We start from the raw sequence: 16,181 nt of genomic DNA, 5'->3' as shown, positions 1-16,181 counted from the left end.
GCATCCACGCCTCAGAGCGGAAGTTCGGCGTCCCGATCACAGGGACCACACCCCCCCGTTTACGGGCCGCGGCGACTACCGTGCGGATCACATACCCGGAAATTGGGAGGAACGATGGCCGCACTCATCTCTTCGCAGCGGTACACAGCGGAGGTTCGCCGGCTCTGCGCCGACGCCGTCCCGAGCGGGGTGGTCGTCGCACCCGAGCCGGGAGCGGCCGTCGAGCACGATTTCCTCCTGCTGCGACCGCACCGGACGTCGGACGACGCCCTGTCCCCGCAGGTCCGGAGGGTGGGCGACCACGACCTGCTCGTCCGCTTCCGCAACCGCGACGAGCAGCTGGTCTTCGAGTTCTGGACGAACAGCTTCACCGGAACTCCGACATCCGACGACCGGTCGGTGGACCTGCTGGAGCGCTACTGCGCCGAGCAGTTCCCCGGGACTCTCCGCAGGTTCCGCACCCGCATCCGGCGGGCCGTGCCGTCCGCAGCGGACTTCTCCGCGTCGCTGCAGCAGACGTACGTCCAGGACGGCACACGTATGGCGGACGTCACCGTCACGTGCACGCAGGGTGGTGACGTGCTCGCGCAGGCGTGGGCCACGTACGCACTCCCCGACTGATCTCGACCTCGTTCTTCCACGAATTGGTCAGCCGCGCAGGCAATTGTCTGCGCGGCTGACCAATGTCTGGGAAACTATCCCACCGGGTCGGCCAGCCTCGTCCGGGAACGGCTGAACTCGAAACCGCGGAACCCCTCCTCCGCGACGTCCGCGCAGATCCGCCCGTACGCGCCGAAGCCCCCGAGGTACGGCATGAACACGCGGGGCTTGCCCGGAATGTTGGCACCCATGTACCAGGAGTTCGCCAACGGGAACAGGGTCTGCGCGGCGAGCTCACGGCAGTGCTCCACCCACTGCTCGGTGGCGGGGACGGACGCCTCGATCGCGTCGTGGTCCTTCTCCCACAGGTGCTCGATGCAGTCCGCGATCCAGTCGACGTGCTGTTCGGCGCCGAGCACCATGTTCGCCAGCACCGACGGACTTCCCGGCCCCGTCACGACGAACAGGTTCGGGAACCCCGGAACACCCAGACCGAGATAGGTTTTCGGCCCCTCACTCCAGTACTCGGAAAGCGACACACCGTCGCGCCCGACGATCCGCATGCGGTCGAGGGCGCCGGTCATGGCATCGAATCCGGTGGCGAACACCAGTGTGTCGAGGGCGTAGTCGGCGTCTGCGGTGGTGATCCCCGACGGGGTGATCGCTTCGATCGGCGCCGCCTTCAGATCCACCAGGGTGACGTTCGGCCGGTTGTACGTTTCGAAATAGTGGGTGTCGGTGACGATCCGCTTGGTCCCGATGGGGTGATCGTTCGGGATCAGCTTGTCCGCGACGGCGGGGTCGTCGACGAGCAGGCGGATCTTCTCCTCGGCGAACTGGCGTGCCGTCGCGTTCGCGGCCTCGGTCTTCGTCTGGTCCGGAAAGGTTTTCGCGAACAGCACCCCGCCGAGCTTCCACCGCGTCTCGTAGGCCTCGCGACGTTCCTCGTCGGAGACCTCCAGCGCCGACTTCGGATGTGCGTTGTACGGCGAGCCGCCACCGCTTTCCCGGGACAGCCGTCGGCGCTCGTCGTATCCCGCCTTGATCGCGCGCCGCATCTCGTCGTCCCACGTCTGGTTGCCCGCCGGGACGCTGTAGTTGGCGCTGCGCTGGAATACGTACAGGTGCTCGGCCTGCTCGGCGATGAGGGGAATCGACTGAATTCCCGAGGAACCGGTGCCGATGATCCCGACCCGCCTGCCGGTGAAGTCGACACCCTCGTGCGGCCACTGTCCGGTGTGATGTGTGTCCCCGGTGAACGATTCGCGGCCCGGGATGTTCGGCATGTTCGCGGTGGACAGCGCGCCGGTCGCGAAGATGCAGTACCGGGCGGACAGCACGTCGCCGCGGTCGGTGCGTACCTCCCACCGGAGCGACTCCTCGTCCAGTTCCGCGGAGGTGACCCGGGTGCCGAACAGGAAACGGTCGCGCAGGTCGAACCGGTCCGCGACGTGATTGATGTACGCAAGGATCTCGGGCTGGGTGGCGTACTTCTCGCTCCAGTCCCACTCCTGCTCGAGTTCCCGCGAGAACGAGTACGAATAGTCGACGCTTTCCACGTCGCACCGGGCGCCGGGATAGCGGTTCCAGAACCACGTTCCGCCGACGCCTCCCGCCGCCTCCACGCCCTGGACGGTCAGCCCCAGGCTCCGCAGCTTGTGGACGGCGTACAGTCCCGCGAATCCCGCGCCGACGACAACCGCGTCCACGTCGCCGATCCGATTCGCACGAGCATCAACTTCGGTGCGTGCACTCACGGGCGCGCTCCTCTCCCATTCGACAGACACATTCGGCAGCAAAGGCCTGTCTGGGACGGTAGGTCGCGGCACCGGGCAGCCACAGGTTCGTTCCCGGTGAGCGGTCGGGCAGCGCCTAACTGGACACGACGGGAGCGAGAGCGGGGTCGATCACGTCGGCCAGCGCGTCCCACGGCACGGTGACGGTGACGAGTCCGATGGCGTGCGGCCCCACCTGGTAGTCGTTGAAATGGATCTCCATGCCTGCCGGGGTGGCCAGCCAATTCGCGAAGTTCGCCTCGGTCGGCTCGATGCCGCTGCGCTCGAAGTCCGCTCCGGCGACCGTCTCGGGGAGCAGGCGCGCGGATTCGTTCGACAGCGTCTGCAGTCCCGCCGGCAGGTCGGGGAAGAGATCACCGAGCGTGATCGGCGCGGCGGTGTCGGCATTCACCACCACCGTCGCGACGATCGGTGTCGGATGCGCACCGGGTGGGTCGGCGTTCCACGACGTCACCAGCAGCCCGCTGATCACGTGCTCGCCGATGTGCGCGACGCTGTGCTCCTGGCTGCTCAGCGTGAAGGCGTCGGTGCCCCAGCCGTCGATCTGGTCCTGGAGTGCGGCGCGCATCGATTCGTTGAACTCGGCGGTGACCGCCGGATTTCCACCCTCGATCTGCGGGATGAGGACGTCGTAGCCGACACGGCCGGTGGAACCCGTGACCTGCAGTTCCGTCTCCGTGTACGGCAGGCTCGCGGGCGTGGTCGCCTCGGTGCCAGGCGTGTCCGCGGCGGACACGGTCGTCGTTGTCGACGGCTCGCTCACTGCGGTGCCGGCTTGGTCGGAGCAGGCGGCGAGTGCGAGGACCACCGCAACGAGCGCCGCTGCCCGACCAGATCTCCGGATGCCGCTCATGAGCTATCTCTACCACGTCGATTCCGCGGGGTCACCTACCGATCGGGTCGACGATGGTGTGCAGCGTGTCGACGAAACCCTGTGCGGTGGACGCGTCGTAGAGGTCGGCGGAATACACCAGTTCGGCATCGATTCCGGCGGGCCTCCCGTCGACGTCGTGACGTTCCGTGAAGTGGAAGTGCAGATCGCACTTGGCGATGTCGAGCGGACGGGGTGTGACCTCGAAGTCGAGCCCGGACACGTTCAGGGCCGCGGGAGCGAAGTTGTTCAGCGACAGCGCAACCTGGAACAGCGGGTGCAGGGACGGCGACCTCGGCGGGTCGAGCACCTGGACGAGTCGCTCGAACTGCACGTCGGCATTTGCCAGAGCCCGAAGCTCCACGCCGCGTGACCGATCGACGATGTCGCACAGCGTCATTGTCGGGTCCACCCGGGTGCGCAGAACCAGCGTGTTGACGAACATCCCCACCACGTCGTCGAGCGCCGGGTCTCCCCGGCCCGCGATCGGAGTTCCGATCGCGATGTCGGGGTCGCCGCTGACGCGGGCGAGCAGGACCGCCACCGCCGACCTGAGCGCCGTGAACAGGCTGGCGTGGTGCTCGTGCGCGGTGGCCAGCAGGCCGCGGTGCGCATGCTCGTCGAGGGAGAACGGAAGTCGTCCCGCTCGGTAGGTCCACCGGCGGGGCCTGGGGCGATCGGTGGGCAGCGCGAGCTCCCCCCGAAGTCCCGACAGTTCCTTCGTCCAGTGGGCGATCTGCTGGGACGCGATGCTGTCCGGGTCGGCCTCGTCACCGAGCAGGGCCCGGCGCCACACCGTGTAGTCGGCGTAGTGCACGGTCGGCGGCTCCCATGCGGGCTCACTGCCGTTCGCCCGGGCACGGTAGGAGTCGGCGAGATCTCGTGCCAACGGCGCGAGCGACCAGCCGTCGGCGGCGATGTGGTGGACGACGCAGGCCAGAAGGTGGTCGCCGTCGCCGAGCCGGAACAGCCGGGCGCGCAGAGGAGGCTCGCGCCGCACGTCGAATCCCGCGGACAGCAGCTCCGACGTCTGCGCTTTCACGTCCGCGGCGCCGGTCTCCACCGGAGTCAGGTCGGGCAACGCATCGGCCACGTCGAGCACACGCTGGTACGGCCCCGACGGCGAGTCGGGAAACACCGTCCGCAGCGAGCGGTGTCGGCCCAGCACATCCGCCATCGCCGAGCGCAGCACCTCGACGTCGAATCCGCCGCGCACTCGTACCGTGAACGGGATGTTGTGGAGAGCGCGTTCCCCTTTGGTGCGGTCGATGTAGTACTGCGACGGGGACAGCGGCACCCGGTCCGGCAGTGGTGCGACGCCCAATTTCGGTCCGCCGGACCGCCCCGCGTTCTGCGGGCGTGCGCCGGTGTCCGCGATCGTCCGTGCGAGTGCCGCGACCGTCGGTGCATCGAAGAGTTCGCGCACGCCCAGCGTGGTGCCCAGCTCGGCGTTGATCGTCGCGACCACCCGGATGGCCGACAGCGAATCGCCGCTGAGATCGAAGAAGGAATCGTCGGCGCCGATCGTATCCACGCCGAGTACCTGGGCGAACACCCGTGCGACGCGGCGCTCGGCCGGGGTCTCCGGGTCACGATGAGGCACCGAATCCGAGCCGAACTCCGGCAGCGGGAGCGCCGCCCGGTCGAGCTTCCCCGTCGGCGTCAACGGGATCGAGTTCACGAGCATGATCGATTTCGGAACCATGTAGTCGGGCAGGAATCGTGCCAGGTGCGCCTTCAACGCCTCGCGATCGATGAACGCGTCCCCGTCGGCCATGATGTAGGACACCAGGGTCGGATCTCCGGCCGAATTCCGTTGCACCACCGTCGCGGCGAACGCGACGCCCGGATGCGTGTTCAGCGCGGCATTGATCTCGCCCAGCTCGACACGGAAACCTCGGATCTTGATCTGGTCGTCCGCCCTGTCCAGAAACTCGAGCGTTCCTGCCGCCGTCCAGCGCACCACGTCGCCGGTGCGGAACATCCGGGAGCCGCTGCGACCGAACGGGTCGGCGACGAACCGGGACGCGGTCAGCCCGGGGCGCCGATGGTAACCCCGGGCGAGTGCCGGGGTGGCGAGGTAGAGCTCTCCGACAGCGCCCGGCGGAAGCGGACGTAGACGGTGATCCAGAACCACCGCGTCCACGCCGCGCATGAGCGAGCCGATCGTCATCCGCTCGTCCGGTGACAGAGGATCCGTGAGAGTGACGCTGCACGTCGTCTCCGTCGGACCGTACGCGTTCCGCATGGTCCGGCCACCGGCCCACCGCCGCGCCAGCTCCTGCGGACACGCTTCCCCTCCGACCAGCACCAACTCCAGTTCGTCCATGACGCAGGAGTCGACGGCGGCCAGGGCGGACGGCGTCGTCAGGAGGTGGGTGACGTGTTCGTCGCGCAACAGTCGTGACAGTTCCTCGCCGCCGAACACCCCGGGCGGGGTCACGACGAGCGTCGCGCCGCCGACACAGGCCGCGAGCACTTCGACGAGCGCGGTGTCGAAGCTCGGCGAGGCGAAATGCAGGACACGAGAACGCGCGGTCACCGCGTACTTGTCCCGAATCTCCTGGGCGAGGTTGGCCAGGCCGCGATGGGTGACGACGACGCCCTTCGGCGCTCCCGTCGACCCGGACGTGTAGATCAGATACGCGGGATGGTCCACGAGCAGCGGACGGGTCCGTTCCGCACCGGGGAGGGTTTCCCCACAGAGGTTTTCGAGTTCGTCGATATCCGTGGTCAGCCATGCGACGGTGCCGGGCAGTCGGGCGCGCTCCGAGCGGACGGTCAGCCCGACTGTCGCACCGCAATCGTCCAGGGCGTACGCGATGCGAGCGCTCGGGTGCGAGGGATCGATCGGAACGTATGCGGCGCCGGCCTTCGCGACGGCCCACAACGCCAGCACCGACTCGAGCGACCGCGGGATGGAGACCGCGACGATGCTCTCGGGTCCGATGCCCCGGCCGGTCAGGAGCCGGGCGAGCCGGCCGGCGAGCCGGTCCAGGTCACCGTAGGACAGTTCGCGTCCGCGATCGCGGATCGCGATCGCCTTCGGGTGGTCGGCGACGGTCCCCGCGAGGAGACGGTCGAGTGTGATCGGGTCGGCATCCGGAAGTCCCTGCGCGGGAGCGAATTCTCCGCGCTCGCCGGCGAGGAAGACGTCGAGGTCGGCGACCGGTCGTTCCGATTCGATCGATGCGGTGAACCTGTCGAGGTAGGCGAGGAAACGCGCATGATGTCCGGTCAGTTCGGCGTGGTCGTACAGTGCCGGATTTCCCTCGAAGTCGATGCGGGCGGCGCTGCCCTCTGCCCCCGGATAGATGTTGACGGCGAGGTCCGCGACGGGACCGGTGGTGAGTACCCGGACCGTCCCGTTCACGGCGCCGAGCGTGATCTCCTTCGTGAACATCATGACGTTGACCACCGGACCGAAATGCAGGAGTTCGACACCGCCCGTGGCGAGGTCCCGGCCGATGTCCTCGCGGCGGTAGCGTTGATGCCGCAGTGCCGCTGTCAACGCCGCCTCGGCGGTTCCGACCGCCTGACGGACGGTGGCAGAGCCGATTCCCTTCAGCCGCAACGGAATCACATTGGAGACCGAACCGCCCGAATACCTGAGGCGGGCCGTCGTTCTCGCCGACACCGGAAGCGACAGGACCACGTCGTCGACGCCGGTCATCCTGGCGAGGTAGGAGGCGAAGGCGGCGACCGTCACCGCCGTCGAATTCCGTGAGCTCTTGCTCGGGCTCGGGTGCCCGGTCGCCGTCCCGGCGTCGATGTCCGGTCGCGCCGTGCGACCGCTGAGGCTGAGGACGGAAGTCAGGTCGCCGCCGGATTCGCGCCAGTAGTCGCGGTCCCGGGCGAACCGGGTCGAGGCACGGTAGGTCGCGTCCTCCCGCACGAGACGTTCGGGCCCCACGATCCGGCTGTCCGGCGGCTCCCTGCCCTCGATGGCGGTGACATACAGTTCGGCCGTGCGGCTCATCAGCATCATCGCGGCGTACCCGTCCGACACGATGTGGTGAGCGCGGGAGTACCAGTAGTAGTGATCGTCGCCCAGCTGCAGAATGCGCGAGACGAGGAGCGGTCCGTCGTACATGTCGGTGCGAGCGCTCCGGTCGTTCCGCATCCAGCGGTGGGCAGCGTCCACGGGATCGCCCTCGCCGCGAAGGTCGGTGGTGGGCACCCGGTCGTCGACGGTTGGGTCCACGACCTGATGCGGCTGCCCGTCGATGTCCACCAGGCGCACCGCTCCCCAGCCGAATTCGCGATTCGCGCGCCGGGTGGCTTCAGACAGAACGGCAAGGTCGGCCGGACCGCGCAGATCGACGTAGTGGGCGATGACGTACGGGATCTCCGGCGTGAGCTGTTGCGCGAACCAGATGGATCGCTGCGCCGCGGTCAGCGGGAAGGCTCCCACGGCCACTCGCGCCGGGCGCCCGAGCGGGCGTTCCACGATGGCGACGTCGGGCCGGACGGGCGCGGGCCTTTCCGGGCAAGCGCACGCCGTGCCGCCGGATTGCTGCTGCGAATCGAAATCGAAATTCATCTTTCCCCCTCAGGCTGCGCTCTGCACTCCACCACCCCACTGCGCAGAGTCGTCGCGGATGTCGGATCGGCGACTGCTATGGCACCAACCATCAGCCTCCTCGCCCCGCACCGCCTTCACCAGGCACCCCAGGGTGCGTACCCGCCTACCCTCCTTATTCGGGGAGGTGCCCGCGCCGCCACCCGAGTAGCGTCGAACGGGTGACTATTCGCCTTGGATACCAGATGCCGAATTTCAGTTACTCCACTCCCGTCGCGGACCTGTTCCCGACCGTCATCGCGCAGGCCCGCGAGGCCGAATCCGCGGGCTTCGACACCGCATTCGTGATGGACCACTTCTATCAACTGCCGGGCATCGGTGCGCCCGACGAACCGATGCTCGAGGCGTACACCGCCCTCGGCGCCCTCGCCACGGCCACCGACAACATCCAGCTGTCCGCGCTGGTCACCGGCAACACCTACCGCAACCCGCCCATGCTTGCCAAGGCGGTGACCACCCTGGACGTCGCCAGCGGCGGTCGGGCCGTCCTCGGAATCGGCGCCGGCTGGTTCGAACTCGAGCACACGCAGTACGGCTACGAGTTCGGCACGTTCACCGACCGATTCGAACGGCTCGACGAGGCACTGCAGATCATCGCGCCGATGCTGCACGGCGAACGTCCGACGTTCGACGGCAAGTGGTATCACGTCGAGAACGCGATCAACGAGCCGCGGATCCGCGACGACCTGCCGATCATGCTGGGAGGTGGCGGTGAGAAGAAGACGTTCGGTCTCGCCGCACGGTTCGCGGACCACCTGAACATCATCTGCAACGCCCGCGAACTGCCGCGCAAGCTCGAGGCTCTCGATACCCGGTGCTCGGAGATCGGTCGCGACCGGTCCACGCTGGAGACCAGTTACCTGGCCTTCGTCATCATCGACGAGGACGGCGACCGCGCCCGGCAGCTTCAGCACGACTTCCTGCTCACGCAGGGCGTCGACCTGTCGACGGCGTCGGACGAGGAACGCGCCGCCGCCACCGACCGGCAGTTCTGCGGTGCCCCCGACGAGGTGGCCGAACAGCTGAAGACCCGTGTCCTCGACGCGGGAATCGACGGCATCGTCCTCAACCTCGTCGCCAACGGGCACGAACCCGGCATCGTCGAACTCACCGGGCGCACGTTGCGTCCCCTGGTCGACGCCTGACCGTTCCGGCAGCCAGGAATACGCGCACTACCTCTGCGGTTGGACCCAGAGGTAGTGCGCGAGGCTAGCCTCTCGCGCCTGTTCTTGGTGACGAAAGGTGACGAATCCCGTGAGCGCTGTTCTGTCGATTCTCGATCTGGCCTACATCCGCGAGGGCGACACGGCGCGGGACAGTTTCGATGCGAGCGTGAAGCTCGCACAACTCGCGGAGACCCGCGGGTACCGCCGCATCTGGTACGCGGAGCACCACAACATGCCGTCGATCGGCTCATCCGCGACGAGCGTCCTCATCGCGCACGTCGCCGCGCACACCGAGAGCATCCGGCTCGGCGCCGGCGGCATCATGCTGCCGAACCACGCGCCGCTGACGATTGCGGAGCAGTTCGGCACCCTCGAGACACTGCACCCCGGTCGCATCGACCTCGGACTCGGACGCGCCCCGGGCAGTGATCAGAAGACGATGTATGCGCTGCGCCGCGACCCGGCGTCCGCGGACCGCTTCCCGCAGGACGTGCTGGAACTCCAGGCATACCTCCGCGGTGTGTCACGGGTTCCCGGCGTCGACGCGATCCCCGGCAAGGGCACCAACGTTCCCCTCTACATTCTCGGGTCCTCGACGTTCGGCGCACAGCTCGCCGCGAAGCTCGGACTCCCCTACGCCAACGCGTCCCACTTCTCCCCCGACTCGCTCGTCGACGCCGTCACGCTGTACCGGGAGCGGTTCGAGCCGTCCGAGGATCTGTCCGAGCCGTACGTGATCGCCGGCGTCAACGCCATCGCCGCGGACACCACCGAGGACGCGCACCGGCAGTTCGAAGCGTCCCTGCGGCGGCGGGTGGTGCAGATGGTCGGTCGGGGGCAGAAATTCACCCCCGAGGAGGTCGACCTCATCATGACGTCCCCGGCGGGTCAGCAGGTCGCGCAGATGGTGCGCTACTCCGCCGTCGGAACGCCGACCGAGGTCAAGACGTACCTCGACGAGTTCGCCGAGCACGCGCAGGCCGACGAGCTGATCGTCGCCTCCCATGCCGAGAACACCGAGTCCTGGCTGAAGACGTACGACCTGCTCGCCGACGTGTGGCGCTCCGCGCCCGTGCGCCTTTCTGGTAGCTAGCACAACCAGAAAGGCGCACGGGCGGCGAAGCCGCCTACTGCTCGTGGACGATCACGCCACGCAGGTTCTTTCCGTCCCGCAGATCCTGGTAGCCCTCGTTCACCTGCTCGAGCGTGTACTTGGTGGTGATCAGCTCGTCGAGCTTGAGCTGACCCGCGTCGTACAGGCGCAGCAGGCGGACGATGTCGTACTGCGGGTTGGCCGAGCCGAACAGCGAACCCTTGATCGTCTTCTGGTTCAGGGTCAGGTCGGTTCCCGAGATGTGCACCGTGAGCTTCGCGGGGTCGGCGAGGCCGGTGATGACGACGGTGCCGCCCTTGCCGATGACGGCGGTCGCGTTCTGCACCACCTCTTCGTCGACGGTGCCCACCAGGATGAGGGCCTGATCGGCGCCCTGTCCCCAGGTCAGTTCGTTGACCTTCTCCGCCGCGGTCGCGGCGTCCGCGAACGCGTGGGTGGCGCCGAACTTCAGGGCGGCCTCCCGCTTCATGGCCACCGGATCCACCACCACGACGTACTTGGCGCCGGCGCTGACCGCGCCCTGCACGGCGTTGATGCCAAGTCCGCCGATGCCGTAGATGACGACGGTGTCACCGGCGCGAACTCCGCCGGCGTACACCGCGGTGCCCCAACCGGACGGCACACCGCAGCCGACGAGGACGGCGGTCTCCAGCGGAAGCCAGTCGTCCACCTTCACCACCGAGTGCTGCGAGATGGTGGCGCGCTCCGCGAACGTGCCGAGCATGCACATGGCACCGAAATCCTGCTTGCCCGAGTGGAACCGGAACGAACCGTCGGGCATCGAACCCTCGAGGATGGTGGCGCCCATGTCACACAGGTTCTGGCGGCCGGTGGCACAGTACCGACACGTGCCGCAGTTCGGGATGAAGCTGCAGACCACGTGGTCGCCGGGCTTCACCTTGGTGACGCCGGGGCCGACTTCCTCGATGATGCCGGAACCCTCGTGCCCGCCGACGATGGGGAAACGCGGTGGCAGATCGCCGTCGGTGAGGTGCAGGTCCGAGTGGCACAGGCCTGCCGCCACATACTTGATGAGCACTTCGCCGGGGCCCGGACCGTCGAGCTCGAGTTCCACGATTTCGAACGGCTTGTGCGTTTCGAACAGAACCGCTGCTTTGGTCTTCATGTCTTCTCCTCGTTGAGTGACGGTCAGAGTGCGATGTTGACGGCTTTGGTCTGGGTGTAGAGATCGATGGCGGTCGCCCCGAGCTCACGTCCCCAACCGGACTGCTTGTATCCGCCGAACGGCATGGCGGTGTCGAACCCGTTGTACTGGTTGATCCACACCGAACCGGCCTTGAGCTGACGGGCCGTGAGGTGCGCCTTGGACAGGTCCTTGGTCCAGATTCCGGCGGCGAGGCCGTAGATGCTGCTGTTCGCCGCCTTCGCGACTCCCTCCTCTGCGTTGAACGGGAGCGCTGCGACGACGGGGCCGAAGATCTCCTCCTCCACGATGCTGAACTCGGGTTTCACGTCCACGAACACCGTCGGCTCGACGTAGAAGCCGGTGTCGCCCCAGCGCTTTCCGCCGGTGAGGGCGCGGGCGCCGTCGGCGAGTCCGGCGGCCAGGTAGCCGGTGACCTTGTCGAACTGCTCCTGCGACACCAGCGGTCCGAGCTGGGTGGTTGGGTCGAGTCCGGGGCCGATCTTGACCTGGCTCGCGGCCTCGGCGACCGCTGCGGTGAAGTCGTCGAAGATGCTGTCCTCGACGAACATCCGGGTGCCTGCGACGCAGCACTGGCCGTGGTTGAACAGCCAGGCGTTGAGCGATCCGGTGACGGCGGCGTCGAAGTCGGCGTCCGCGAACACGACGTTGGCGCTCTTGCCGCCGAGTTCGAGCGACACCTTCTTGAGGTTGCCCCTAGCGGCGTCGACGATCTTCTTCCCGACCTCGGTGGAGCCGGTGAACGCGATCTTGTCGACGTCGTCGTGGGCCGACAGTGCCGCGCCGGCATCGCCGTAGCCGGTGACGATGTTGACGACGCCGGGCGGGAAGCCGGCCTCCTCGAACACCTCACCGAGCAGGATCGCGGTGAGCGGGGTCTGCTCCGCGGGCTTGAGGATCACCGTGTTGCCTGCGGCGAGCGCGGGGGCCAGCTTGAATGCGGCCATCAGCAACGGGAAGTTCCAGGGAACGATCAGACCGCAGACGCCGACGGGTTCACGCAGCGTGTACGCATGGAACTGGCCACCGGGGACGAACGGCATGCTCACGTTGACCGTGCTGCCCTCGATCTTGGTGGCCCAGCCCGCGAAGTAGCGGAAGATGTCGGCCGACCAGGCGACGTCGACTGCCGCGGCGATGCCCGCCGACTTGCCGTTGTCCAGCGCCTCCAGCTGGCCGAATTCCTCGGCGCGCTCGGAGAGGATGTCGCCGACCCGCCAGATCAGCCGTTCCCGCTCGTTGGGCTTCATGGTGGCCCACGAGCCTTCCTCGAACGCCGTGCGAGCGGCCCGGACCGCGCGGTCTACGTCTTCGGCGCCGCCGCGCGCGACGGTGGTCAGCACCTGCCCGGTGGCCGGGTCGATCGTCTCGAACGTCTCACCGCTCGCCGATTCCACCCACTGCCCTCCGACGAGGAATCGCTTGGTGCCGGACAGAAAGTTCCGTACCGACGGCAAGAGTTCCGCTTGGCTGGGTTCGATCGTCGCTRTCATCAAAACCTCCGAAGTTGTGAATGTGACGTGGCTCATAGTGCACTGGTTGCCATATCACTAACTGTCCTGACTTCGGACACCTCCGGACGGTCGCGGATCGGTGGATGAAACTGCAGCTAGACGGTGATATCGAGGGCTCGGATCCGGACGTAGAGCGTGCTGCGGCTGATGCCCAGCGCGGCCGCGGCATGCACCTTGTTGCCGCCGCATTCCTGCAGTGCGTCGACGATGGCCTGCCGTTCGGCGCGCTCGCGGCCGGCCAGCCGGGACACCCGCGTCGGCGTCCGATACTGGTCAGGCAGATCCGCGACGGCGATGTTCGCGCTGCTGCGTCTGCCCGCGGCGGCCTGCAGCACGACGGACAGTTCCGCGATGTTGCCCGGCCAGTCGCGGGCGATCAGAGCGTCGAGCGCGCTCGCGGTGAGCCGGAGACCGGGATCGACGGAATCGAGGATCCCCTGCGCGATGTCGGCGAATTCGCGGCTGCGTTGTCGCAACGGCGGAAGCACCACTTGTCCGGGGCAGCGGCCGACGAGACCCGCCACGCCCGGCGGCAGGTCACCCAGAGGGGAACTCGTCATCACGATGCGTGGCCCCGCGTCGGCCGCCAGCATCTTCACGACCAGCGGCAGCATCGACTCGGGCAGCAGTTGCACTTCCTCGATCACCAGGGCCGCGGAGGGTCCGGCCGCCAGCGTGAGAAGTCGGTCGATCCACGCGTCGGCGCCGTCGAGGGCGATGGCGGCGGCGTCCATACATACGAGCGACCGGTCGCCGGCCAGATCACGAACCGCCGTCGTCCTGCCGGTTCCCGGTTCTCCGCTGATCACCACCGGATCCCGGGTCTCGCGCAGTCGCGACAACTCCGACCTGCTGCGTTCGACGACGGAACTCGACGGGGACTTGCCGCGCCGGATGGGGGTGCTGGTCCGGCGGTCCGGTCGGACGACGAACACGGCCCCGCCGTCCGTGCCCGCCACGCGGTCGGCGCGGACCAACGCCGGTTCGCCCGAGGACAGTTGGATGCGCACCGTCTTCGACTGCTCCGGACGCAGGTCCGCGGCAAGTCCTCGCAGCGTCGCGTGATCGGACACCTGGAGCAGGTCGAGCGCCACCCGATTGCTGAGCAGGATGTCCTCGCCGATCGCGGTGACCGCCATCTGATTCTGCGGCGACACCCGCTGGAACGCGTCCACGAGCCGCTGCTGAGACACCCGGGACCCTTCGAGCAGCCGTCGTTCGATGTCCCCGGCCGCGCGGGCCAGGAACGGGGCGAACAGCGGGTTGGCGCGCGACGCGACGCCCGTCATGTCGAGGATGCCCTCGACGCGGCGCGTCACCGGATGGACGATCGGGTGTCCGTAACAGCTGAGGTCCTTGAACCGCTCGAGGTAGTGCTCCTCGCCGTGGATCACGACTCCACGCCGGACCTCCATCGGCGTCCCCAGCGCGGTGGTCCCGACGCAGTCCTCGCCGAACCGCGAACCCAGCACCGCCCCGGCACCGTCGATCAGGCGCTCGAGTCGGGGGCCGTCGAAGAGCCGGGCGACGATGCGGCAGTCGCGGTCGGCGAGCAGGACACAGAATCCGGTGCCCTGGATCTGCTGTTCCATCTCGTCGAGGACGGGCCGGGCCGCCTGCAGCAGCCGGCTGGACTTGTCCAGGTCGGAGCAGGGGTCACCGGTCGGCGTCGAACTCGGTTCCAGGCCGCTGAGCGCCGAACGCTTCCAGGACAACGCGATCTCCGGCCGCATCGCCGCGTGCCCGGTCATGCCGCCAAACTCCAACCTCGACTCCTTGCCGCGCGCGGGTCGGGTCGTGCACCGGTGCACGACTCACACCCGAACGTACCCACCCAGTGTGACCCACGCCATAGTGCCTGTGGGCGCGGCGAGCAACTGTCCGGAATCTGGACAGTGCCGCGTTCACTCGTCGAACAGCCCCCGCACGAACGGGATGGTGTCGGCCTGCGAATCGACGAGAGTGCCGCTGTGGTCGGTCGGATACGTCTTGAACGTGACCGGCTCACCGTTGGCGGTCAGTGCCGCGACCAGCGAGAACGCCGAGGGCGCGGGCACGTCGATGTCGGTGAGCCCCTGCCCGATGAACAGGGGACGGTCGTACCCACTCGTCGGGACGCCCATGTAGTCCACGAGCAGCCCATGGAAGTTCGGGATCTGGTTCAGCGGCTTGCTGAACAGGTCGCCGACCACCACACCCTCCGCGGCGTCGTGGAGGTCGTTGACGCACAGCTGCTCCGCGGCGTCCACGTACCGGGCGCCGAGCGGGGTGAGATACGAGTCGAGGTCGATCTCGGGGTGCGCCGACCGCAGTCCCGCGAGGATGTAGAACAGGTACGACGTGAGGCCGGCGGGGATCGCCGTGGGCGGCACCCCCGGGCCCAGCGGCAGCAGTGTCAACTCGATGTTCGCGGGCACACCCGTTCCCACGGCCCCGCGGTAGTCGAGCGTCTCGCCGCCGTACTCGGTGGCGTAGCGGGCGGTGGTGATCGCGGCACCGCCACCCTGCGACTGGCCGACCACCACCCACTTGTTCGACAGGGACTCGTCGACGGCGCGGGCGGCCTTCACAGAGTCGACGACGCTGTGCGCCTCGACCTTTCCGTCGAGGTACGGCATCACACCGGGTGTGCCGAGGCCGACGTAATCGGTGGAGACGACGGCATATCCCTGCTCGAGCCAGCGTCCGAGGTACGGGTAGTCACGCTCGGGAAGCGCGGGACCGACGAGCGAGGGAGCACAGTCGTCCGCGAGCCCGGACGTGCCGTGTGCCCACGCGACCACCGGCCATCCCCCGTCGGGCGCGTCCCCCGGTGGCACGTACACGGCGCCGCTGCTGAGTGCGGGGCTCCCGTCGGACCCGATCGACCAGTAGGTGATTCGCTGCGCGTCGGCAGTGCCGGGGATCCAGAGGTCGGCCGGTAGCGGCTCGACCTCCACGACGCTCCCCGGCCCGCGTTCGGCCTCGTCGGCGAACGCGGCCGGGGAGGCGAGGCAGGTGCCGCCCACCGTCAGAGATGCGATCGCGACACTTGCCGCGGCTCGCGCCATACGTACCGAGTGTGTCTTCACCGCTTCAAGATAGAGCCTCCCCGCACGTGAGTGGCAAAGCGTGCGGGAGCACACTGTCTGAGTTCAGGACATGCAGGACAGTTGATGTCTCAGGACATCGAGGACACTGACGACCCGTGCCCGTGACAATCGGGCATGGGTGGAAAAGGGTTTTCGATGAATCCGGACATCGTGGCCGCGGTCTCGGCGGTCGCAGGCGGGGCACGGGTGAACGTGTCCCGCCTGTGCCGAGAGCAGGGCATCTCCCGCAATACCTTCTACGTCCTGGTGGGCAGGTTCCGCACCGAGGGCGCCGCAGCGTT

11 protein-coding genes are annotated in these 16,181 nt (G+C 68.0%); 4 read left to right on the top strand and 7 right to left on the bottom strand.

All coding sequences use genetic code 11. The annotated features are described in order from the left end of the window. The first annotated feature begins 114 nt into the window (after positions 1–114). Entirely contained in the window at positions 115–621 is a 507-nt protein-coding gene (locus AC1D1G_RS14880; protein ID WP_283333739.1) for a hypothetical protein, read from the top strand. 74 nt (positions 622–695) lie between these two features. On the opposite strand, the gene AC1D1G_RS14875 is transcribed toward AC1D1G_RS14880, so the two are convergent. From AC1D1G_RS14875 to AC1D1G_RS14865, 3 genes are all read right to left on the bottom strand, one after another. Continuing rightward, entirely contained in the window at positions 696–2,318 is a 1,623-nt protein-coding gene (locus AC1D1G_RS14875; protein WP_477952680.1) for a flavin-containing monooxygenase, read from the bottom strand. Positions 2,319–2,472: 154 nt separating this feature from the next. After that, positions 2,473–3,249: an RsiV family protein gene (locus AC1D1G_RS14870; protein WP_477952655.1), complete on the bottom strand. Its 777-nt coding sequence runs from the start codon at positions 3,247–3,249 to the stop codon at positions 2,473–2,475. A gap of 31 nt (positions 3,250–3,280) precedes the next feature. Beyond that, positions 3,281–7,810 (bottom strand): amino acid adenylation domain-containing protein, encoded by a 4,530-nt coding sequence (locus AC1D1G_RS14865; protein ID WP_477952654.1) that lies wholly within the window; start codon positions 7,808–7,810, stop codon positions 3,281–3,283. Positions 7,811–8,010: 200 nt separating this feature from the next. Between AC1D1G_RS14865 and AC1D1G_RS14860 the strand changes: the two genes are divergently transcribed. Together AC1D1G_RS14860 and AC1D1G_RS14855 are read left to right on the top strand one after the other, a co-directional pair. Then, positions 8,011–8,994 carry an LLM class F420-dependent oxidoreductase gene (locus tag AC1D1G_RS14860; protein WP_280780554.1) on the top strand — a complete coding sequence of 328 codons (984 nt, stop codon included), beginning with the start codon at positions 8,011–8,013 and terminating at the stop codon, positions 8,992–8,994. A gap of 109 nt (positions 8,995–9,103) precedes the next feature. Next, positions 9,104–10,108 (top strand): LLM class flavin-dependent oxidoreductase, encoded by a 1,005-nt coding sequence (locus AC1D1G_RS14855; protein WP_283333736.1) that lies wholly within the window; start codon positions 9,104–9,106, stop codon positions 10,106–10,108. Between the two features lie 34 nt (positions 10,109–10,142). On the opposite strand, the gene AC1D1G_RS14850 is transcribed toward AC1D1G_RS14855, so the two are convergent. The 4 genes from AC1D1G_RS14850 to AC1D1G_RS14835 form a co-directional block, all read right to left on the bottom strand. Next, entirely contained in the window at positions 10,143–11,255 is a 1,113-nt protein-coding gene (locus tag AC1D1G_RS14850; protein WP_061041241.1) for an NDMA-dependent alcohol dehydrogenase, read from the bottom strand. Positions 11,256–11,278: 23 nt separating this feature from the next. Continuing rightward, entirely contained in the window at positions 11,279–12,787 is a 1,509-nt protein-coding gene (locus AC1D1G_RS14845; protein WP_477952653.1) for an aldehyde dehydrogenase family protein, read from the bottom strand. Positions 12,788–12,903: 116 nt separating this feature from the next. Next, the gene (locus tag AC1D1G_RS14840; RefSeq protein ID WP_477952652.1) at positions 12,904–14,559 is read right to left on the bottom strand and encodes a sigma-54-dependent Fis family transcriptional regulator; all 1,656 of its coding nucleotides are present in this window, start codon (positions 14,557–14,559) and stop codon (positions 12,904–12,906) included. Between the two features lie 153 nt (positions 14,560–14,712). Next, complete coding sequence (locus tag AC1D1G_RS14835) at positions 14,713–15,858, bottom strand: lipase family protein (RefSeq protein ID WP_477952678.1); 1,146 nt, start codon at positions 15,856–15,858, stop codon at positions 14,713–14,715. 156 nt (positions 15,859–16,014) lie between these two features. On the opposite strand from AC1D1G_RS14835, the gene AC1D1G_RS14830 reads away from it, so the two are divergent. Further along, positions 16,015–16,181, top strand: a 167-nt coding sequence (locus AC1D1G_RS14830) for a helix-turn-helix domain-containing protein (RefSeq protein WP_477950852.1), incomplete at its 3' end; no start/stop codon positions are given.

It is taken from the genome of Rhodococcus sp. P3_B8, from assembly GCF_056402775.1.
Note: the sequence above shows the minus strand (reverse complement) of the source record. Positions and strands in the feature narration are given on the sequence as shown.

What these genes read in the sequence shown, in the direction of transcription:
- AC1D1G_RS14880 (WP_283333739.1), top strand. Translation starts at nt 115, where the DNA reads ATGGCCGCACTCATCTCTTCGCAGCGGTACACAGCGGAGGTTCGCCGG.
- AC1D1G_RS14865 (WP_477952654.1), bottom strand. Translation starts at nt 7,810, where the DNA reads ATGAATTTCGATTTCGATTCGCAGCAGCAATCCGGCGGCACGGCGTGC.
- AC1D1G_RS14870 (WP_477952655.1), bottom strand. Translation starts at nt 3,249, where the DNA reads ATGAGCGGCATCCGGAGATCTGGTCGGGCAGCGGCGCTCGTTGCGGTG.
- AC1D1G_RS14850 (WP_061041241.1), bottom strand. Translation starts at nt 11,255, where the DNA reads ATGAAGACCAAAGCAGCGGTTCTGTTCGAAACGCACAAGCCGTTCGAA.
- AC1D1G_RS14840 (WP_477952652.1), bottom strand. Translation starts at nt 14,559, where the DNA reads ATGACCGGGCACGCGGCGATGCGGCCGGAGATCGCGTTGTCCTGGAAG.
- AC1D1G_RS14835 (WP_477952678.1), bottom strand. Translation starts at nt 15,858, where the DNA reads ATGGCGCGAGCCGCGGCAAGTGTCGCGATCGCATCTCTGACGGTGGGC.